The 20639-nt window shown below is 70.7% G+C and carries 20 protein-coding genes; 7 read left to right on the top strand and 13 right to left on the bottom strand.

Annotation, left to right across the window (positions count from 1 at the left end):
- Positions 1-48: 48 nt before the first annotated feature.
- Complete coding sequence (locus tag ABZX02_RS18195; RefSeq protein ID WP_355299515.1) at positions 49-573, top strand: sigma-70 family RNA polymerase sigma factor; 525 nt, start codon at positions 49-51, stop codon at positions 571-573.
- On the top strand, positions 570-1199 hold the full coding sequence (locus tag ABZX02_RS18200) for a zf-HC2 domain-containing protein (RefSeq protein WP_355299517.1): 630 nt from the start codon (positions 570-572) through the stop codon (positions 1197-1199). Before ABZX02_RS18195 ends, ABZX02_RS18200 begins: the two co-directional genes overlap by 4 nt.
- Here the strand turns inward: ABZX02_RS18200 and ABZX02_RS18205 are convergent.
- Together ABZX02_RS18205 and ABZX02_RS18210 are read right to left on the bottom strand one after the other, a co-directional pair.
- Positions 1168-2061, bottom strand: a complete 894-nt coding sequence (locus ABZX02_RS18205; RefSeq protein ID WP_355299519.1) for an alpha/beta hydrolase — start codon at positions 2059-2061, stop codon at positions 1168-1170. The two genes, ABZX02_RS18200 and ABZX02_RS18205, sit on opposite strands and share 32 nt — an antisense overlap.
- A gap of 76 nt (positions 2062-2137) precedes the next feature.
- Positions 2138-4435, bottom strand: a complete 2298-nt coding sequence (locus ABZX02_RS18210) for a helix-turn-helix transcriptional regulator (protein ID WP_355299521.1) — start codon at positions 4433-4435, stop codon at positions 2138-2140.
- Between the two features lie 198 nt (positions 4436-4633).
- Between ABZX02_RS18210 and ABZX02_RS18215 the strand changes: the two genes are divergently transcribed.
- On the top strand, positions 4634-5440 hold the full coding sequence (locus ABZX02_RS18215; RefSeq protein WP_355299523.1) for an IniB N-terminal domain-containing protein: 807 nt from the start codon (positions 4634-4636) through the stop codon (positions 5438-5440).
- Positions 5441-5567: 127 nt separating this feature from the next.
- Positions 5568-6287 (top strand): anti-sigma factor, encoded by a 720-nt coding sequence (locus tag ABZX02_RS18220; RefSeq protein WP_355299525.1) that lies wholly within the window; start codon positions 5568-5570, stop codon positions 6285-6287.
- Between the two features lie 18 nt (positions 6288-6305).
- On the opposite strand, the gene ABZX02_RS18225 is transcribed toward ABZX02_RS18220, so the two are convergent.
- The 4 genes from ABZX02_RS18225 to ABZX02_RS18240 form a co-directional block, all read right to left on the bottom strand.
- The gene (locus tag ABZX02_RS18225; RefSeq protein WP_355299526.1) at positions 6306-7100 is read right to left on the bottom strand and encodes a L,D-transpeptidase family protein; all 795 of its coding nucleotides are present in this window, start codon (positions 7098-7100) and stop codon (positions 6306-6308) included.
- Between the two features lie 184 nt (positions 7101-7284).
- A complete protein-coding gene (locus ABZX02_RS18230; RefSeq protein WP_355299528.1) occupies positions 7285-7650 on the bottom strand; it encodes a hypothetical protein in 366 nt (121 codons plus the stop codon).
- A gap of 116 nt (positions 7651-7766) precedes the next feature.
- Positions 7767-8117: a hypothetical protein gene (locus ABZX02_RS18235; protein ID WP_355299530.1), complete on the bottom strand. Its 351-nt coding sequence runs from the start codon at positions 8115-8117 to the stop codon at positions 7767-7769.
- A gap of 84 nt (positions 8118-8201) precedes the next feature.
- Complete coding sequence (locus ABZX02_RS18240; RefSeq protein ID WP_355299532.1) at positions 8202-8819, bottom strand: PadR family transcriptional regulator; 618 nt, start codon at positions 8817-8819, stop codon at positions 8202-8204.
- An 82-nt stretch (positions 8820-8901) separates the two neighbouring features.
- Between ABZX02_RS18240 and ABZX02_RS18245 the strand changes: the two genes are divergently transcribed.
- Positions 8902-9342: a hypothetical protein gene (locus ABZX02_RS18245; protein ID WP_355299534.1), complete on the top strand. Its 441-nt coding sequence runs from the start codon at positions 8902-8904 to the stop codon at positions 9340-9342.
- Between the two features lie 250 nt (positions 9343-9592).
- Here the strand turns inward: ABZX02_RS18245 and ABZX02_RS18250 are convergent, their stop codons facing one another.
- From ABZX02_RS18250 to ABZX02_RS18265, 4 genes are read right to left on the bottom strand one after another with little or no spacing between them, the layout of a single operon-like run.
- Complete coding sequence (locus ABZX02_RS18250; protein ID WP_355299536.1) at positions 9593-11992, bottom strand: AMP-binding protein; 2400 nt, start codon at positions 11990-11992, stop codon at positions 9593-9595.
- Positions 11989-12990, bottom strand: a complete 1002-nt coding sequence (locus ABZX02_RS18255; RefSeq protein ID WP_355299538.1) for an ABC transporter ATP-binding protein — start codon at positions 12988-12990, stop codon at positions 11989-11991. The genes ABZX02_RS18250 and ABZX02_RS18255 overlap by 4 nt, the downstream gene beginning before the upstream one ends.
- Positions 12987-14432, bottom strand: coding sequence for an iron ABC transporter permease (locus tag ABZX02_RS18260; RefSeq protein WP_355299540.1), 1446 nt, complete (start codon positions 14430-14432; stop codon positions 12987-12989). The genes ABZX02_RS18255 and ABZX02_RS18260 overlap by 4 nt, the downstream gene beginning before the upstream one ends.
- 56 nt (positions 14433-14488) lie before the next feature.
- A complete protein-coding gene (locus tag ABZX02_RS18265; protein WP_355299541.1) occupies positions 14489-15499 on the bottom strand; it encodes an iron ABC transporter substrate-binding protein in 1011 nt (336 codons plus the stop codon).
- Positions 15500-15982: 483 nt separating this feature from the next.
- Between ABZX02_RS18265 and ABZX02_RS18270 the strand changes: the two genes are divergently transcribed.
- A complete protein-coding gene (locus ABZX02_RS18270; protein WP_355299543.1) occupies positions 15983-16879 on the top strand; it encodes a DUF1963 domain-containing protein in 897 nt (298 codons plus the stop codon).
- Positions 16880-17227: 348 nt separating this feature from the next.
- Here the strand turns inward: ABZX02_RS18270 and arsM are convergent, their stop codons facing one another.
- Positions 17228-18112 carry an arsenite methyltransferase gene (gene arsM, locus ABZX02_RS18275; protein WP_355299545.1) on the bottom strand — a complete coding sequence of 295 codons (885 nt, stop codon included), beginning with the start codon at positions 18110-18112 and terminating at the stop codon, positions 17228-17230.
- Positions 18113-18192: 80 nt separating this feature from the next.
- Here arsM and ABZX02_RS18280 point away from each other — a divergent pair, with 80 nt between their 5' ends.
- Positions 18193-18543, top strand: a complete 351-nt coding sequence (locus ABZX02_RS18280) for a metalloregulator ArsR/SmtB family transcription factor (RefSeq protein ID WP_355299547.1) — start codon at positions 18193-18195, stop codon at positions 18541-18543.
- Between the two features lie 14 nt (positions 18544-18557).
- On the opposite strand, the gene ABZX02_RS18285 is transcribed toward ABZX02_RS18280, so the two are convergent.
- Together ABZX02_RS18285 and arsB are read right to left on the bottom strand one after the other, a co-directional pair.
- Positions 18558-19532 (bottom strand): ArsO family NAD(P)H-dependent flavin-containing monooxygenase, encoded by a 975-nt coding sequence (locus tag ABZX02_RS18285; protein WP_355299548.1) that lies wholly within the window; start codon positions 19530-19532, stop codon positions 18558-18560.
- A complete protein-coding gene (gene arsB / locus ABZX02_RS18290; protein ID WP_355299550.1) occupies positions 19519-20622 on the bottom strand; it encodes an ACR3 family arsenite efflux transporter in 1104 nt (367 codons plus the stop codon). The genes ABZX02_RS18285 and arsB overlap by 14 nt, the downstream gene beginning before the upstream one ends.
- Between the last annotated feature and the right edge of the window lie 17 nt (positions 20623-20639).

Here is a 20639-nt window from a genome sequence, read left to right on the forward strand (position 1 = left end):
GGCGACCCCGGCGACGAACCGGCTTTCAGGAGCGGCGACGGGGAGCTCATGGCGATCATCGGCAAGCGGGCGGACCTGGACCTCAGAGCGGTCTACGCCGCGCACGGCCCGGAGCTCTACCGCTTCGCCCTCCGGCAGCTCGGGGACGGTCCTGCGGCCGAGGAGGCCGTGCAGGAGGTGTTCCTGAGGGCGTGGCGGTCCTCCGAGCGGTTCGACCCGGACCTGGCCAGCCTGCGCGTGTGGTTGTTCGCGATCGCCCGCAACGTCGTCATCGACGAGGCGCGGGCGCGTGCCCGGCACGACCGGCGCCTGCACGCGGCGGTGGCGGCGGACCGGCCGGAGGCGATCTCCGATCACGCCGACGCGGTGCTCGACCAGCGACTGGTGGCGCAGGCGCTGCTGAGGATCAGCGACCACCACCGCGTGGCCCTGGTGGAGACTTACCTGCGCGGCCGGTCCTATCGGGACATCGCGGCGGAGCTGGGTGTGTCGCAGGTGACGCTGCGCAGCAGGGTGTTCTTCGGGCTGAAGGCGCTGCGGCTCGCGATGGAGGAGATGGGGGTGCGGCTGTGAACTTCGTGCACCGGCGGCGGATCGAACTGCTCGGCGCCTACGTCCTGAACCACCTCACCGGCATCGAGCTCACGGCCGTTCAGGACCACCTCGACGACTGTGCCGACTGTCGGCGCACCGTCGCCGAACTCGCCCCCGTCGTGCGCGCGCTGGCCCAGGTGAACCCCGACGACGTCGCCGTTCCCGCGCACCTGGAAGAGGTGGTCGTGCGGCGGGTGGACGCCCAACGCGGCCAACGACGGCGGGTTCTGGTCCTGTCCGCGGCCGCCGCTGCCGTCGTCTTCGCAGGCGCGACGTGGTGGTATCTGCGTCCCACCGCGCCGCTCGAACCGGTCGCGCTCACCCAGCAGGCTCCCGGGGTCACGGCGGAGGCGTCGATCGTCCCGCACACCTGGGGAGTCGAGATCAAGCTCGACGGACAGGGGTTCGCCGCCGGGCAGACCTACCGGGTCGTCGTCACCAGTACCGACGGCGGCGAGGTGTCCGCGGGCTCGTTCATCGGCACCGGCACGAACATCATGCGCTGCAACCTGAACAGCTCGGTGCTGCGCGCCGACGCCTCGGGCTTCGTGGTTCGCGACGCCGCCGGCGCGGTCACTCTGTCTTCGACGTTCCCTCCGCGATAGCGCTTCTGATGGACTCGGCGACCATGGCCATGGTGGTCCGAGCCCGGACCGGGTTCTCGGTGAGGAAGTAGTGGTCCGCGCCGGGGGTTTCGTCGTGGTGGACCGGTACCCCCGCCTCACGCAGACGCATCGCGTAACGCCGGCCGTCGTGGCGGAGAACGTCGCGTTCGGCGGTCAGCACCACGGCGGGCGGCAGGCCGGACAGATCCGGTGCCCTCAAAGGAGAAGCCCAGGGCTCCAGCCGGCTGGCAGGATCCGGGAAGTAGACCCGGCGGACGAGCGCGCGCAGTTGCGGTGTGATCATGCCCCGCTCGTCGTGGCCGCTCTCGCCGTGGAAGTCCAGCACGGGGATGCCCAGCACCTGCAGGGCGGGCAGCCAGTGTCCGCCGTCGCGGGCCTGCAGACCGACCGACGCGGCCAGGTTGCCGCCGGAGGAGAACCCGCCCACGGAGATCCGGTCGCCGTCGAGCCCGAGGTCCCCGCCACCCTGGGCGGCCCACTCCGCGACGTCGTGGCACTGGTGGTGGGCGACGGGATAGGCGACGTAGGGCGCGGCCCGGAAGTCGACGTTCAGCACGGGCACGGTGGTCGTCGCGGCGAGGTAGCGGCACCACCAGTCGTCCATGAAGGGGTAGCGCATGAGGAACGCGCCGCCGTGGAAGTGGACGTGCGCGGCGCCGGGTACCGGCTCGGCGAGCGGCCGGTAGACGTGCACGCGGACGCGGCCGTGGCGGGTGGGCACCCGGATCAGCCGGGGCCGGGGCAGGTCCGATCCGGCGAAGCGGAGCACCTCGCCGTAGCGCACGGTCCAGCGCGCGGTGGCGTGCATCGTCGCGGCGGCGAGCCGGTCACTGAGCTTCACATCGGTTTCTTCGTTCCACACGGCCGATCGGATCGCTGTCGGCCGAGCAACCCGATCCGCTGCCCCGGTGGTGCGGCTACCTGACCGCGGACAGGTCGACGTCTTCCAGCGCGCGTTCCAGCTCTCGCCGGTTCTTGGCGCCGAGCTTGTTCCGGATGCGGGTGACGTGGTGCTCCACGGTCTTGGCCGAGATGAACAGCGCGTCGCCGACCTCGCGATAGGTGAGGCCGTCGCGCACCAAGGCAGCGACCTCCTGTTCGCGGTCGCTCAAACCCTCAGCGCCGGCGGCTCCCTGCCCCGGGGTGCCGTGGAACTGGCGGGCGATGTCGAGCAGCTGCGTCATCGTCCTGCGGTCCGTGGTGTGCATGGCCGCGTGCCCGGCGAGCCGTGCCGCGTCCGCGCGCATGCCGTACGCGTGCAGTTCCTGCGCCGCCGCCTCGACCGCCGCGTGGTCCACCTCGCCACGACCGGCCGAGTTCCAGCACCGCGCGGCGTCGGCGAGCGCGCGGGCGAACGGGACTTCTCGGGCGGTTTCCTCCAGCACCGCCAGGTGTTCCTCCGCGGACGGTTGATCACCGAGCAGCAGCGCGGCGTGAAAGGCGTGCCAGCGAGGCAGAACCGTCCACAGCGGAGGGTCGCCGAGTCCCGCGAGCAGCGACCACGCCTCGTTCACGTGCGTCTCGACCCGGTGGTACTGGCCGATCCTGGCACCGGCGACGGCGATCTCCGCCAGCGGGATCAACGTGTAGAGGTCGACGGGGTGCACGACGAGGGCCTGCTGGGCCGGTTCCCACGCCGACCGCAGCGCGCGCAGGTCCCCCGCCCGGCGGGTGATCCCGAGTTCCAGCGCCGCGGCGAACAGCGCTTCCCTCGGCTCCGGGCGACCGTTGCGCCGGGCGAGCTCTCGAGCCGCGTCGACGTCACCGGTGAACAGCTCCGCGAAGGCCAGCAACAGCCGGTGCCTGCCGGCGTGCAGTCCCTTGCCGTCGTCCGCCTGAACGGCTTTGGCGAGCAACGACTTCGCCACGGTCAGCTCGCCCGCGTGGACGCAGATCAGCGCGGCGAGCGCGGTGGGGCTGTCCGGTTGCACCGAGGCGCGCGATCCGGACTGGTTCACCCCGGCCGTGGCCACCGCGGCGGCGACGGCGGTCATCGGCGAACCGGTCACGCTGTCGAGCACCACGCCGGCGAGGCGGTGCCCGAGGGTGTCGGTGAGCGTTCTGGCGGGCTGCGAGCGGACGCCGAACTGGACGGTGCGGGCCTCGTCGAGCCTGCCCGCGCCGAGCAGTCCGGTGACGGCGAAGCCGAGCGCCAGTCCGTTGTCGGAGCGCTGGAGCAGTTCGCCGCCGCGCCCGACCTGTCCGCGCAACGTCAGCACGGACGCCGCGACCAGCAGGGCGTCCGCGTCGGCGTGTTCCAGGTCCACGGCATCCACGGCGCCGTCGAGATCACCGCTGAGCGCGCGGGCTCGCGCCAGGAGAGCGGAGGAGCCGGTGCCCGCAGCGGCGAACAGCCGTGCCGCCAGCCCGGGATCGTCGGTGATCACCTCGTCGCCGGCGGCGGCGTACACGTCACCCAGGCCGGGGTCCGTCACACCGAACTCCAGCAGCCGACGCGCGTAGGCCGACACCGGTCGTGCCTGTTCGACCTGGGCCAGCGCGAGCTTGCGGAGCAGGTCGGCGCACTGTTCCACCGGCGCGAGGGCTTCGATCGCGTCGGCGGCCGCGGGAAGCGGGGTCCCGTCGACTCGCAGGAGGCCCGCCGACCTGAGTGCCTCGATGGACTCCGACACCGTGTGCAGGTCCAGGGCGAGCACCGTCGCGAGGAGTCCGACGTCGAAGGGTGCGTCGAGGGCGCGGGCCAGCAGGAGGTCGGCCGCGGCGACCGACAGCCCGTCGAAGTGCCGGGCGAACGTGGTGCGCGGGTCCGGGGACAGTTCGTCGAGCACGAACGCCGGTGTGCCGCCGGTGCGCTCGTGCAGGCGGTCCGCGAACTCCTCGTCGACCCCGGCGTCCAGGACGTGTTCCGCGAGAGAACGGACGTGCGCGCGGGACAGCGATCTCAGCTGGACGCGGACGACGGTGCCGGGCAGCCCGCTGATCAGGCGCGTGAGCGGACGGTGGTCGGGCCACGGCCGATGCGCGACGACGAGCCGGCCCCCGGCGACGACCTCCTCCAGCAGCCGGTCGACCTCGCCGTCGGCGAGCGCGTGTCCGTCATCGACCAGGACCAGCTGGTCGAAGGTGTGCAGCACCGCCGTCTTGCCGCATCCGGCCGGGCCGGTCAGCACGACGTGGTCCGCGCTCCGCGCGCGTTCGAGCGTTCGGGTCGTCCCGCTGTCGAGCAACAAGGGCAGGTCCGACAGCCGAGACATGAGCGCGTGAACCTCCTGGTGACCGACCTCTTCAGCAGTAATTCGGTGCATCACCCGTTCAGGTTTGGTCACGCCGCCCGGATAGGGAGACACCCCTATTCCCCTACCGAAAGTGGCATCAATCCCGGATCCAGCCCTCCCCGACAGGACCAGGCACGTCACCCGATGTGCTGAATGGCCGACCTTTTCTAACTTTGAGTGGCACAAGCACCAACGACGCACCTGGAGTTCGACGTGACCCTGCCGCAGACGCTGAACGAGTTCGCCCTCAACCTCCTCGGCGACCCCGACGCCCGGTCGGCCTTCCAGCTCGACCCGCAGGGCTCGCTCGACGCGGCCGGCCTCGGCGACGTGCACCCGGCGGACATCCAGGAACTGCTGCCGCTCGTGCTCGACTTCGCCCCGGTCTCCTCGCTGGGCGACCTCGGCTCGATCTCCGACCTGTCGCTCGACGACCAGCTCAACCTGATGAGCACGCTGCAGAACACCGTCGGCCAGCAGTTCGACGACAACACCGTCGTCGGCGCCGTCTCCGGCCTGACCGCGGCCGTGCACGGCGTCACCAACGGCTTCGACGTGCTCAGTGACCCGTCCAGCGCCCTGGACGTCGTGGGCGGGAACGAGCTCACCGACGTCACCAAGACCGTCACCGACCTCGACGTGACCAACACCGTCGGCGACATCACCAACGGCACCGAACTGCTCGACACCACGCATGTCACCAATGTGGTCGGCGACGTCACCAGCGGCGTGCAGACCGGCGACCTGGGCGTCACCGACGTGCTCAACGGCGACATCACCTCCACCATCGGCAACGTCACCGGCAACGACCTGTCGCTCGACCACGTCGGCAACGTCACCGACGTCGTGTCGAACGTGGGCAACCTCGGCGACGTGACCGGCGTCGGCCACGTCGGGGACATCGGCCAGATCGGCGACATCTCCGGCAACCTCGGCGACGTCAACGTCGGCGGCGTGCTCAACGACCTAGACCTGGGTCTCTGACGGGTCCACTCCGGACGGCCCGCTCCTGCCCCCGGGAGCGGGCCGTTCGCCTCGCCGGTGCGGGAGCGCCCGCGGCCGGAGCAATCCGGCCGAAGATCGGCTTCGAAGCAGAACCGTGAACCCGGTGATGACGCGTGCGATCGATCCGCACCTGGCGACCGGCGCCCACTCCCTCGACGCGCTGCCCGATGCCGAACGACCGGAGTTCGAAGCACACCTGGACAGGTGCCGTGACTGTGCGGACGAAGTAGCTCAGCTGAGGGCGACCGCCGCCCGGCTCGGCAGCGCGGTCTCCTCCGTCTCCCCTGTCGCGCTGAGGCTCTCCGTGCTGGACGCGGTCAGGTTCGTGAAGCAGGTGCCTCCCGACGCGGAGGCCGTGGCCGTTTCCTCACGACCCCAAGGCTTCCGGCGCGCGACGGCTCTCGTCGCAGCCGCCTGCGTGGTCGCCGCCGTGGTGGGAGTCGTGCACGGAGCGCTGATCTCCCCCGCCGTTCCCTCCGTGGTCGCGTCTCCGCGCACGCACGTCGGCGACCTGCTGTCGGCACCGGATCTGCAACTCCTCAGCGCGAAGGACAGGTCCGCCGGCGTAGCGGTATCCCGCGGCCGCGATGAGATGCTCTTCCTGGCGGAAGGCCTGCGAGAGCTGCCCCACGACCGGGTCTACCAACTGTGGCTGGTGCGCGACAACGGGCCGCGATCAGCTGGAACCGCACGTCCTGCGGGCACGCTGACGTCGATGCTCGTGAGCGGGATCGACGGCGCCGACGAGGCCGTTCTCACCACCGAACCCGCCGGTGGATCACCTGGCCCGACGAGTGCGCCGATCGCCACCGTCGTCCTACACTGAGCCGCCTGCTGAGGGGTGCTATCGCGGAGTCAAGGCGATCACCGTGCCGGGACGAACCCAACGCATGACCGACACCAGCACGTCCGCCGGAATCGCCACGCATCCGGCGGTGGCGGCGCCGTTGGTGACATGCACGAAGAACGCGCTGCCCCCTCCGGGGACGCGTTGCTCGTTGACCCCCATCACCAGGGCGTAGTCGTACACCGCGCCCTGTTCGGCGAGGTTCTCCGACTTGCTCTCGTTGAAGGGGCACGTTCCCCGTGCGCATCGCTGGTGCGTGTTGTAGAGGGGACTGTTGACATCGCTGACCCACCAGTCCGAACTGTCGGCCCGGAAGTACGACACGCCCGCGCCCGGATCGGCCTGCCTGCCGAACGCGCCGGTGATCCCGAAGACCCCGGCCGGCGTCGCCGACGACGACTCCCCGTACGAGCTGGAGATACCGGGCGCGCCGACCTTCGCCGCGACACCGCCCAGCACCTGCCCCCAGCCGCTGCCGGACCTCTGCCACGTCGACAGCGTGGCATCCGACCCGCCCGCGCCCACCACGGAGATCACCTGGGCGGCGTTGCCCACACGATCCGCGAACCACGGGGCGGCGGGCCGCGGCACCGGAGTCCACGGCAGCAACGGCCTACCGGAAGGGCCGGTCGACGGCGTCGTGGACGGCCTGCTGATCGGCGGGCCGAGAACGACGCTCGAGCCGGCAGCCGCCGGCCCGGCGAACGCGAGCGGCCGCAGGTCCGGTGCGTCGGCGGAAGCAGGGTACGGAGACCCGTTGGCGAACGCCGCGGCGAGCGCCGTGGCAGCCACGGCCGCGAGTGCCGGACGCAGAACTCGTTTCGCTACGAGGAAAGTCACAAGACGCCGCAACATGACTCTTTCTGTGCGCAGCGCGACGCGGTTCGCGTCGCTGTGTCTGAAGATGGAGCGAGAAGGAGTGGAACACCCGGCGCACTGTCCAGGTGCACCGGGCGTCCTCCGTCGGAGGAAGGCTTCACACCTTCGTGCGGTCGACGAAGCGGCCCCAGGACTCGCCCGCCTCGAACACCTGCCAGAAGTTCGTCGACGGGTCCCAGACCGCCGCCCACTTCTTCTCCAGTGCGTACAGCGGCACAAGGTTCGGGTAGTGCTCCACCATGAACCCAAGCGTCGACATGGCGTAGCCCTCCTCCTCGCCGTTCACGTCCGCCTCGGACAGGAAGTGCCACTTGCCGCTTTCGGCACGCAGGACCGCGTGCACGGGCGCGTCTTCCACGGCGACGGACAAAGAGGTGAAGCACGACGATCCCTTGGGGTCGCTGAAGAACCACTTCAGCCGTTTCGCCTTGGGTTCTTCCGACTTGCTCGCTCGCTGACTCATCGTGGTTCACCGTTCTTCGCCTGACCGCTCACCGAACACGCGCCAGCGCCACTGCGTTGCGCGCCAACGGTTACCCCAGTGCATGGTGCAGCCCCGGACGCCCTTCTGGTGGGGCCTCATCTTGTCACCGCGGGTGGAGCAGATCCACTTGTTCTGGTCGAGCCAGTCCTTCCGCGCCTGACCTTCGGAGCTCTGGTGCCCCGGAAGGGGACGAAGGAGCGGTTCTTCACCGCTCGGCTGGCCACCTGCTGCGCCGTCTTCTTCGCTGCTTGGCGCGCCACGACCTGGCCACCGATTCGCAGACCGATGATCGCCACGAACCAGATCGCCTTGCCGTCGAGGTCGGTGACGTCGACCGGGTTGCCGGCGGTGCCCTCGTAGTCGTTGGCGCTGCAGCTGATCGGTGACAGGATCTCCCGCCCCTCACCGCCTGGTGCGCGCCGGCCGATTCCCGCGCTGGACGGCATGTCCACTGCCGCTCTCGGACTGAGCGACAACAGGGACCGACGTCTGGTGGGGAGCCGGGTCGCGACCTCGACCAGGCGTCGGTGCTACCAGGGGGTCTCGCCCACGCCCAGCCTGGCCAGCAGGTCGGCGGGGTGCGGACCGTTGCGGGTGTCGGTCCAGCTCCGGACCTCCTGCTCGGCCCAGTCCGCCCACTGCCGGGTCATCTGCGCGAGCCCGACCCGGTACGCCTGGGTCAGGCCGACGATGTGCGCCCGGCCGGGGTAGGGCTCGTCGCCGGTCGCGTAGTCGTGCGTGATCGTGGCCGCGCCGGCCTGGGTGCGGTCGGCCCAGGCGCGCATCGCCTCGATGGCGCCGAGCAGATCGTCCTGGTCACCGTGGTCGGAGAACAGGATCTTCATCATCGCGTCGAGCTGGAACTGCGGTTCGACGGCGGGGTCGGCCAACCAGCGACGCAGCTCCGCACGCCCGGCCGGCGTGATCGAGTACCGGGTGCGGCGGCGCCCGCCGTTGGCCTCGGCGGCCGCCGAGGCCAGGCCGCGGGCCACCAGTGCCTTGGGCTCGCTGTAGACCACGCTCTCGGCCGTCGCCCAGAACGTGCCGCTGCGCTTGAACTGCTGCGCCAGCTCGTACGGCGTGTGCGGACGCAGCCCGAGCAGGCCCAGGATGCCGTAGGACACCGTGGTGAGCTTCCTGTCGGCCACAACGCCTCCACCACCTTGCCGAATACTCCGTTTCGGAGTATAGACATACTCTGAAACGGAGTATTCATTGCGAGGTGTCCCCATGGCTCAGGCACCGCACACCCGCACGTCCGAATGGCCTTCCGAGGGCCGATCCGCCCTGGTCCTGTCGTTGATCGCCGCCGCGGTGTTCGGCCTCCTGGCGGGCTGCGGCGCGGCGTTGGAGGTGTCCTGGCTGTCCGAGCACCCCGACTTCGGCTGGGGCTTCACCGCTCTGGCCTGGATCGCGACGTCCCCCGCACCGGCACTGGCCCTGACCTTCGTCTGCCTGGCCGCGTTCGTGGGCGTCGTCCTGCGGATCGGGGCGGGCCGGTCGGGCTGCTGGCCCCCGGAGTCCGTCCTCACGGCCGTGCTGCTGATCCCGACCTACGCGCTGCTCCCCGTCGTGGTGCTGTTCCTCGGGCCGTTCGCGGTGTGGCTGCTGACCTGGGTCGGGTCGCTGCTGTACCACTGTCCCCCCGGCGAGTACTGCCCCACGTTCTGAGCCCGACCGGGACCGCGGCGAGCCGGTCGTGCCGCGAGTGGCGCGGAACCACTCCTCGAACCAGGCCGCCTGCTCCTCACCCGCGGCCCACGGCTGGGGCGGCAGCCGCACCCGCGCCGAGGTGGTGACCGTCGCCGCCTGGTGGTTCTCGTCGGCCTGTGGCGGCGGACCGCGTGATCGTGTTCGACGGCGCCGATGATCAGAGAGAATCCCGCACCCAACCCACGCCGCACGTGCGCCCGTGACCGAGTCATCGCATCCTTCCGTGATCTCGGTGCACAGTCAGGAAACGCGCCGCTCTGGTGACGCGCACGATCCCCCACCACGCCGAACACCCGACCCCGATGCACACCGCCCACACGATCGCCGCGGGTACCTGGGGCTGCAGGTGCGGGAACACCGCGTAGTGGGTCAGGTAGATCGCCAGCGACGCGCTGGCCAGCAGGCTCATCGGGCCCAGCAGGAAGCGCGGCACCGGCAGGTGCGCCAGCGACAGGAGCAGGACCACTCCGGCGATCAGGACGATCTCGCGGGAGAGGTCCTCCATGCGACCGGCGGCCATGGCGACCAGGACCAGCACGACGAGGCACTTCTGCCACCACGCCGGCGAGCGTTGCGCGACCCAGCCGAGCGCGATGAACCACGCCGCGCCGACCGTGGTCATGTTGCGGGTGAAGAAGTCTCCCTCGACGCTCAGCCGCAGCACGAGCCCGGCGGCGAGGAGCACCAGAGCGAAGAGGTAGCCGTGACGTCGTTCCCAGCGCCGGACGGCGGGAACCGCGAAAACCAAGGCGCAGAACACGAGCACGTGCACCACGACTTCGACGAACCAGTACCCGGCGGCACCCACGCGGGTGAAGTTGTTGACGAGCAGCACGTTGTCGAGCGTCACGTCGTCGGTGACCGCCGTCCGGTAGGTCAGCCAGAGCGACGTCGGGACCGCGATCAGCGCGGTGGCCCGCAGGAGCCGCCGTGGTTCGGCGGGGAGCAGGAACCGGGCGATGTTCCAGCCCGCGACCACGAGCAGCAGGTGCGCGCCGCCGAGGAGCTTGAAGAAGCCGACGTGCGAGCCGACGATGAGCAGGATCGACAGCGCTCGCAGCACGATCGTGGTGTCGATCAACGGGATGCGGCGGTGCGTTGCGCGGAGCTGTTCGAGCTGCGACACCGGCGTGGTCGGCCACGACGCCGGCAGGTCGCCCAGCAGGCGTTGCAGTTCGACGGTCATGTGCACGTAGCGCAACGAGTCGCCGCCCAGCGAAGTGAACGTCGCGTCTGCGGGAACCGAGCGCACGCCCAGGACCGAGGAGAACACCTCGCGCACCGAGGTGCCCTCGCGTCCGGGTGGTGCCGCGACGGTCCGGTAGTCGACCTTTCCGTTGGGTAGCAGGGGAAGCGCGGTCACGAAATAGGTGCGGACGGCGGTCGCGGGCAGGCCGGTGAAGGCGCGCACCAGGCGGGCCGCGCGGTCCGCGTCGCCCTGCACGGCCACGACCAGGCCGTTGTCGTCGCCGGCGCAGGCAGCACGGAGGCCGTCGGCGGCGAGCGAGCGTTCCACGCGGTCCAGGTCGACCCGGAGGCCGAAGGGCTTCACGAACCTGCTCTTGCGGCCCGTCACCGTGAACAGGCCGCCGGACTCCGTCCCGAGGTCCCCGGTGCGCAGCTCGAACGTCGTGCGGCCGGCGGCGAGATCGGCGGGGGAGTCGGCGTAACCGAGCATCACGTTCGGTCCGCTGTAGACGAGTTCACCGTCGTCGATCCGCAGGTGTCCACCGGGTACCGGCACGCCGATCGCGGCCGGGTGCGCGGCGGCGAGGTCCGGCGGCAGGTAGGCGATCCGGGCGGTGGCCTCGGTCTGGCCGTACATCACGAAGAACCGCCAGCCGCGCTCGGCGCCCAGGGTGGCGTAGCGGACGACGTCGTCCGCTCCGAGCCGGCCACCCGCCTGCGTCACGTAGCGCAGGCTCGGCAGGTCGAGGTCGGCGAAACCGATGCCGTCGAGCAGGCCGAACGTGTGCGGTACTCCGTGCAGGCTGGTCGCCCCGTGGTCGCGCACCAGGTCCCAGAACGCGGGCTCGATCACCGATCGGTTCGTGAGCACCAGCCCGGCACCTCGTGCGAGATTGCTGTTCACGACCGAGAGCCCGTAGCAGTAGTGCAGCGGTAGCGACGTGACGGCGCGGTCGGTCGGCCGGATGTCCAGGTACTCGGCGATCGAGGCGGCGTTCGCGGCGAGGCTGTCCGCGCTGAGGCGCACCAGCTTCGGTGATCCGGTCGTGCCGGAGGTGGACAGCAGGAGCGCGAGCTCGGGGTGCAGCGAGTGCACCGTGCCGGCGCGCCTTTCCTGCCAGGCTCCCGAGATCACGACGTCCGGGTCGTAGGTCGTGGTGAGTGCCGCAACCTGGGCAGCGGCAGCGAGCACGACCGGGTGCCTGCCGCGCAACGCGGCCAGGTACACCACGAGCGACTCGACGTCGTTCTCCGCGGCCAGCAGCACGAGTCGCCGGGTCGTGCCGAGTCGTTCGGCGGCGGCCGACACCCGCTGGTCCAGGTCGCGGTAGGTGAGCGCACCGGTCTCCGTCACGAGCGCCGGCCGGTCGCCGTGGGCGCCGAGGGTGTGCGCGAACCCCAGGTCCGCTGTGGCCGTCACGGCGTGTCCCCGAAGAACGACGCCGACCCGCGCACCGACACCGAGACGGAGTCACCCGCTCGCACCGGTATCTCGCCCTGCACCCGCGACCGGACGACGGTGCCGTCGGCGAGACGCAGCAGAACTGTCGCGTCGTGGCCGTGGAACAGCACGTCGTCCACAGTGGACGTGATGCCGTGCGGCCCGAGCACGAGCTGTTCCGGGCGCAGCAACACCGTGCCGGGGCCTTCGCCGGACGTCGGCAGCGTCCCGAGCGGGGTGTCCACCTGGCCGGAACCCGCGACACCGCGGAACGTCACGGCCTCGCCCACGAACAGGGCGACGCCGAGGTCGGCCGGTGCGGAGTAGATCGTCTGCGGCCTCCCGAGCTGCGCCACCGCGCCGTCGCGCAGCACCGCGACGAGATCGGCCATGCCCAGCGCCTCTTCCTGGTCGTGCGTCACGAGCAGAGCCGTCGCACCGGCGGCCTTCAGGGTCGCGCGCACGTCAGCGCGCAGCTCTTCACGCAGACCGGCGTCCAACGCCGAGAACGGTTCGTCGAGCAGCACGACGGCGGGTCGTGGCGCGAGGGCACGCGCGAGCGCGACGCGTTGTGCCTGCCCGCCGGAGAGCTCGGAGGGCATCCGGTGCCCGAACCCGCTCAGCCCGACGAGGTCGAGCAGTTCCCCGACCCGTGCGGCGCGCTCGCCCCGGCGCAGCCCGAATCCGATGTTGCCCGCGACGCTCAGGTGCGGGAACAACGCGCCTTCCTGGGGCACGATCCCGATGCCCCGGCGCTCCGGAGGCACGTCGTCGTCGAGCCGCCGCTCCCCCAGCCACACCTCGCCCGAGGAGATCGGGTGGAACCCGGCGAGCACGCGCAGCAGCGTCGTCTTGCCGCAGCCGGACGGCCCGAGCACGGCGAGCAGCCCGCCTTCCTGCACCTCGAAGTCGACCTCGCGCAGCACCGGGTCACCGCCGTAGCCCGCGACCAGTCGCTTCACCGTCAAGCCGCTCACCGCTCACCTCCCAGGAACCTGTCCAGCACGACGGCGGGAATCGCCGCCACCACCAGCAGCACCGCCGCGTACGGCGCCGCCGCGGCGTACGCGGCGACCTCGGTGCGCGTCCACAACTCCGTCGCCAGGGTGTCCACTCCGGTCGGTCGCAGCAGCAACGTCGCCGGCAACTCCTTGGCACAGGTCAGGAACACCAGCGCGGTGCCGGCCAACACCCCTGGCGCGGCCAGCGGCACGGTCACCCGCAGCCCCGTCCGCCAACGCCCGTGCCCCAGCGACCGCGACACGTCCTCGAGCACCGGCGGTGCGTGCGCGACACCCGTGCGCACCGCTCCCACGGCCAAAGGCAGGAACAGCACCGCGTACGCGAACGCGAGCATCGGCAGCGTCTGGTAGAGCGCCGGCGCGAACCGGATCCCGAAGAACACCAGCGCCAGGCCGACGGTGATGCCCGGCAAAGCGTGTCCCGCGAACCCGGCAAGTTCCACTCCGCGCACGAGCCGCCCGCGGTGCCGGGCGGCCAGGATTCCGACCGGCAGCGCGAACACCAGCGTGAGCAGGGCACCGAACGCCGAGACCGCGACGGTGTTCGCCGTCGTCGCCAGCACGTCGGCGACGGAGAACGTCGAGGTGCCGGCCACGAGCCACCACACGAGGCTGGCCACCGGCACGCCGAGCGTCAGCAGCACCAGCACGACCGCCCCCGCCAGCGCGGGCACGCGAGCACGCCCCAGGGGCACGGTCGCGGGCCGGCGACGGCCCCGATGCGCGACCACGCCGCGCACTCGTCGTTCCCCCAGCGTCAACGCGATCGCGAGCACCACCAGCACCAGCCCGAGGACCGCCGCCGGCGTGCGGTCGAACGTCGCCCGGTAGCTCGTGTAGATGCCGAGCGTGAACGCCTCGTACCGCATCAACGACACCGCGCCGAAGTCGCTCAGGACGTACAGCGCGACCAGCAAACCGCCGGCGAGCGCGGCGGGGCGGACCTGCCTCACCGTCACCGAGAGGAACGCCTGCGACCTCGTGCGGCCGAGCGACCGGGCGACCTCCTCCACCGCCGGGTCGGCCGTGCGCAACGCGGCCGCCACCGGCAACAGCACGTACGGGTACGACACCAGCGTCAGCACGACGAACGCGCCGCCGAACCCGGTGAGATCCGGCGCCAAGGAGATCCAGGTGAACCCGCCGACGTACGACGGCACCGCCAGCGGCAGCACCAGCAGCACACCGAACGCACGGCGGCCCGGCAGGTCCGACCGGACCACGAGCCACGCGCCGAGCACTCCGAGGACGAGGCAGGCGGCGGTCACCGCCACCGCGAGCGACACGCTGCGCAGCGCCAGTTCCGCGGTCCGGGTCCTCGCCAGCACGTCCCACACGACGCCCCCGCCGCGTTCGAACGAACGCACACCCAGGTACGCCAGCGGCAGCACGGCCACCGCGGCGACGAGGAGGGAGAGCGTGGTCAGTACAGGCGCGGCCCGGTGGCCGGGCCTCAGGACAACCCCGCTTCCTGCAACAGCTTCACCGTGTCCTGCAACGACGACAGCTTGGACAGGTCGATGTCGGGCGCCTGCAGGTCCGTGATCGGCGGCAGTCGGTGCTTGCTCGACCGCACGGCCGGGTTCGCGGGGTACTCGGCGGTCTGGTCGGCGAAGTGCCGCTGCGCCTGCTCGGACAGCAGGAACCGCACGGCCTTCCGCGCCGCCTCGCTCTGGTTGGAGCCCTGGATCACCGCCGCACCCGCCACGTTGACCAGGGCCAGGGGGTCACCACCCCCGACCCGGTGCAGCTTCGCCTTCATGTTCGCCTCGCCGCCCTTCTCCGCGGCGGAGGCGTACCAGTAGTAGTGGTTGATCAGGCCGAACGGGAGCTGCCCCTCGTCGACGGCCTTGAGGATGCTGATGTTGTTGTCGAACCGCTTCGGTTCGTTGGCCGCGAACTTCTCGAGCCAGTCCTTGGCGAAGTCCTCGCCCTTGAGCACCCGCACGGACGTCACGAAGGCCTGCCACGACCCGTTGGTCGGCGCGTAGCCGACCTTGCCCTTCCACTTCGGGTCGACGACCTCGTCGATCGTCTGGGGCAACTCGGTCTCCTCGACGACGCGGGGGTCGTAGGCGATCACACGCGCACGGGCGCTCGTCGCCACCCAGCGCCCGTCCTTCGCCCGGTAGCTCTCCGGCACCATGCCGAGCACGTCCGCCGGCAACTCGGCCAGCCTGCCCTGCTCCCCCACCGCCCCGAGCGCGCCGGCGTCCTGCGAGAAGAACACGTCCGCCTCGGTGCCCTGCCCTTCCTCCAGCAGCTGCGCGGCCATTTCGCCGCTGCCGCCGTAGCGGACTTCCACATCGATTCCGACGACGTCCTCCAGCTGTTCCAGGAGGGCGCCGACCAATTGTTCGTTGCGGCCGGAGTAAATGATCAGGTCGTTCGCGGAACTGCACGCCGTCACCGTCGACGCCAGCAGCGCCGCCACCAGCGTCACGGTCCGTACTTGGCGCCTCACCAGCGGTCCTCCTCGGCCAATCCCCAGGTCACACAGGGCGCCGACAAGGTAAAGCTAACCTAAGGCGCCAATCAAGACGCAGTTGCCATTACGTGATGCGACGACCGCCACACCACCTGAACGGCCGTCTGTTCACGCGTTCGCCTGACAGCCGGAAAGCAGGTCAGGAGGTCACCTCTCACGACCTTGTGAACTTTCGCAACATTTCTGAGGGAGGCTGGGGAACATTCGGCGCACCTGCCGCGACGTTCTGACAACTCGTGCGCACATCAGTTCCGGCAGCGCGCCGCCGATGGAGTGATGTCGACGCTGCTCGACGGAGATGCGTGGCTGCCGGACCACCGCGATCCCGGGTCCGGTGCCGAGCACGTTCCGCGGCAATTCCATCGGCGCCCAAAGGGAAAGCTCTGATCGAAACTCAGCACACCGTTGCATCGGGACACGCGTGAGAGCGGTTTCACCGGTCTGCCATCATGCTGCGACATGGATCGTTTTGAACAGTTCCGCGATGCTGCGGTCGATCGAGGCATTCCCGAGGACGAAGCCGTCAGGTTCGCCGAACACCTCCGGTTCGCGGTCTGGACGTTTCCGGCCGAAGACGGCGAGAGAGCCGCCGGCCGGATGGGAGGCCTTCCCCTCTTACCGGTCGGCGCGGACTGGCCGGGCGGCGATTTCCCGTTGCCGTTCATCGGTTCCGTGGACTGCGCCACCCTGCCGCGAGCCGAGGGGCTCGATCTTCCGGCGGACGGATCGCTGCTGTTCTTCCTGCACCACGAGGAAGACATGGAAGAACACCCCTCTACCGATTACGCGCGGGTTGTGCACGTTCCCGAGGGAACGCAGACGCAGGAGGCGGCGCCGCCACCCGGTCACGACTCCGAGACGCACTTCTGCGAGAGCATCCCGTTCCTCATCCCCGAGCAGCGGATCACCGCGCAGGTGCTGCCGGAACTGCCGGACTGGATCGTCGACCGCAACGTCGAGTTCGAGACCGACACCGTGAAGCAGGCTTTCGACGAGCTGAAGCACCTCGAGCAGCTGTGCGAGCTCGTCGACGAGCTCTGGCCGGACGGGAAGAACCGCCACCGGTACACGCTGCACCTCGGCGGGTACTGCCGCAACATCGGCAGCTCGGACGACCCGCACGCGCAGATGTCCTTCGACAGCGTCCAGCAGCAGGCGGCGAGCTCCGGGCTGTCGAACGACGAACGGTGGCGCCTGCGGAGCGAGGAGAAGCAGCGGCTCGTCGACGAGTGGCTGCCGCTCGCGCAGTTCCCGACGCAGAGCGAGGTCTACTACGGGTGCTTCCTGATAAGGGCCGAGGACCTCACCGCGAAGGACTTCGACCGCATGCGGTCGTTCACGATGTTCACCGAGTAGGCGCTCGACGACACGGTTCCACGCCGCCGGTCCAGCCGGACATCGTGGTCGCGGCCGCGGCGCAGGCCAAGTGCCCGTCGACCTGAACTGGCGCAGGGACTCCGGCGGCGCCGCCTCGACCGGCGGGACACCCGATGGGACTGAAGCTCGGAGGCCGGCACTTCGTTCGTGGCGGCCGCACCGGCAGGTGGACTGGATCACCGCCCCCGTACTACGACCCCGATCTCCACGCCCGGCGAGACCGGCCAGAAAGTGGTGGGCCGACCGGGCCTGACAGGCCGCGACGGGGCCGTTCCCGGGAGATCTTCGGGGAACGGCCCCGTCAGCAAGTCCCGCCTGGCCGGACTTTCACGCCGAGCAGCCGCACCCTGCCGCCGACTTCGCCTCCGCCGCGGTGAGGTTCGGGGCGACCGGCTGCTCGTCCGCGGTGCAGCACGCGTCGACACCACAGCAGGAGCCGGCGCTCTGCGCCGCGGGAGACACGACCTCGAGGGGCTTCACGGCGCGAACGATCGCGGAGTGCATGCCGTCCGCGGCCTGGAAGCTCGGCGTGATCTCGATGTCGGCGAAGCCGGCGGCCTCCAGGCCTGCGCGGTACTCGGCGAAGGTGAGGGCCCCGGCGATGCAGCTGACGTAGGAGCCGCGCTCGGCGCGCTCGGCCGGGGTGAGGTGGTCGTCGGCGACGACGTCGGAGATGCCGAGGCGGCCACCGGGGCGCAGGACGCGGAAGGTCTCGGCGAAGACCGCGGGCTTGTCGACGGAGAGGTTGATGACGCAGTTGGAGATGACGACGTCGATGGTGTTGCCGGGCAACGGGATCGACTCGATGTCGCCCTTGAGGAACTCGACGTTGGTGGCGCCGGCCTTGGCTGCGTTCGAGAGCGCCAGCGAGAGCATCTCGTCGGTCATGTCGAGGCCGTAGGCCTTGCCGGTGGGGCCGACGCGGCGGGCCGAGAGCAGGACGTCGATACCGCCGCCGGACCCCAGGTCGAGCACGCGCTCGCCTTCCCCGAGCTCGGCGACCGCGGTCGGGTTGCCGCACCCGAGCGAGGCCGCGACCGCCTCGGCGGGAAGCTCGTCGCGCTGGGCCGCCGGGTAGAGCGAGGCACCGAAGGTCTCGTCGACCTCGACGGCCTCGCCGCCGCAACAGCCGCCACCACCTCCGGCGACGGCGGTCGCGGCGGCGGCGTAGCGGGCTCGGACGGTCTCGCGCAGCTCGGTCTGCTCACTCATGCGAGGCACCCCTCCAGGTTGTATAGACGTTTATCTATGCCATGGTTGCACCGGGGGCGAAGGCGCGTCAATATTGAAGTATGTCGAACCAAGGCCAGGGCTGCTGCGAGCCGCTGTCGGAGGCACCGCTCGCCAAGGAGCAGGCCGAGGAGATGGCTTCGGTCTTCAAGGCGCTCGGTGACCCGGTGCGCCTGCGGCTGTTCTCGATGATCGCGTCAGGGCCGTCGGGCGAGGTGTGCGTCTGCGACCTGACCCCGGCCTTCGACCTGTCGCAGCCGACGATCTCGCACCACCTCAAGCTGCTGAAGCAGGCCGGGCTGGTCGACTCCGAACGCCGCGGGACCTGGGTCTACTACCGGGCGCGTCCGGAGACCGCGAACCGGATGGCCGCGCTGCTGGCCAGTGTGAACGGGGATCGCGCCCCCGCGTAGTCACCGCCGGAGCGTCAGCCGAGCGACGTCGCGATCCGCGCCGCAGTGGCTTTCGCGGTGGGCCCGACGCCGATCAGCGTCGCGGACGCGGCTCCGGTCCAGCCGCCGTAGCCGAGCAGGTGCAGACGTGGTTCCCCCACCGCAGTCGTGCCGTCCACCGCCACACGGCCGTTCTCGCCGCGGAGCCGCAACGGCCCGAGGTGCCCGAGCGCGGGGCGGAACCCGGTGGACCAGATCACGACGTCGGCGTGCGCGAGCGCGCCGGGGTCCACCGGTGTGGCCACGAGCAGTCCGCTGTCCCGGGCTTCCCGCACCGGTGGCACCGCCACGATGTCGCCGAGCGCGCCGACGCCGCCCGCGCGGCGGCTCGCGATGTCGAACAGCGCCTTGCCGTCGATCTCGTCGGGCAGGTAGCGCGGTGGGCGGCGGGTCATCCACGTCAGGGCCGCGTGCGGCAGGAGGTCGGCGGCGATCTGCGCGCCGGAGTTCCCTCCCCCGACCACGACGACGTTCTGCCCGGCGAACTCCCGCGGGTCGCGGTAGTCGACGGTGTGCAACTGCCGGCCCGGCAGGTCCATCAACGGCCGGAACGGCCGCCACCAGGTGCCGGTCGCGCTGATCACGTGCCGAGCGGTCCAGTCGCCGGAGTCGGTGTGCACCACCAGTTCGTCGCCGGCGCGGCTCACCGAGCGCACCACGGCCGGCCGGTGCACGGGCACGTCGTAGCGCTTCTCGTAGGCGGTCAGGTAGTCGACCACGTGCTGCGCGGTCGGGTAGCCGTCCGGGAAGGCCGGCATCGGCCAGCCGGGCAACGAGCTGTGGCGCGCGACCGAGAACAGCCGCAGCGAGTTCCACCCGTGCGGCCACGCACCGCCCGGCATCGGCTGGGCATCGAGCACCACATGGGACAGACCCGCGCGGCGCAGGTGGAAGGCGGCGGCCAGACCAGCCTGACCGCCGCCGACCACCACGACGTCAGACTTCGGCACGGGCCGCCCACCGACGCCGCAACCACAGGCTCACGTACACGAGTCCGACGAGCACGGGCACCTCGATCAGCGGCCCGACCACACCGGCCAGGGCCTGCCCCGAGGTCACGCCGAACACGCCGATCGCGACGGCGATGGCGAGCTCGAAGTTGTTGCCCGCGGCGGTGAACGCCAGGGTCGTGGTCCGCTCGTACGACAGGCCGGAGGCCTTGCCCAGCGCGTACGAACCGGCCCACATGATCGCGAAGTAGACCAGCAGCGGCAGCGCGATCCGCACGACGTCGAGCGGGCGGCTCGTGATGGTCTCGCCCTGCAACGCGAACAGGACGACGATCGTGAACAGCAGTCCGTACAACGCGATCGGGCCGACGCGCGGCAGGAACTTCGACTCGTACCACTCCCGGCCCTTCGAGCGCTCCCCCAGCTTGCGGCTGAGGTACCCGGCCAGCAGCGGGATGCCGAGGAAGATCAGCACGAACTTCGCGATCTCCCAGGCGGAGAAGTCCACCGAGGCGGTGTCGAGCCCGAGCCAGCCGGGCAGCAGGTCGAGGTAGAACCAGCCCAGCACGCCGAACATGACCACCTGGAACACGGAGTTCAGCGCCACGAGCACCGCGGCGGCCTCGCGGTCACCGCACGCGAGGTCGTTCCAGATGATCACCATCGCGATGCAGCGGGCCAGGCCGACGATGATCAGGCCCGTGCGGTACTCGGGCAGGTCGGCCAGGAAGATCCAGGCCAGCGCGAACATCAGCGCCGGGCCGAGGACCCAGTTCAGCACCAGCGAGAGCACCATCGTGCGGGTGTCGCGGGTGACGGTGTCGAGCCTGTCGTAGCGGACCTTCGCGAGGACCGGGTACATCATCAGCAGCAGGCCGAGGGCGATCGGGAGCGACACCTCGCCGATCTTCACGGCGTCCAGGACGCCCTGCAGGCCCGGCACGAACCGGCCGAGACCGAGCCCGGCGACCATGGCGAGGCCGATCCACACCGGCAGCAGTCTGTCCAGGAAGGACAGTCGGTGCAGCACGTCCGGTGCCGCGGTTTCCTGGGTGGTCAACGGGTTCTCCTGGGTGTGGGCAGGCGTCATCACCCGGCGCCGGGCCG

Source organism: Lentzea sp. NPDC003310 (assembly GCF_040610935.1).
Classification (GTDB): Bacteria; Actinomycetota; Actinomycetes; order Mycobacteriales; family Pseudonocardiaceae; genus Lentzea.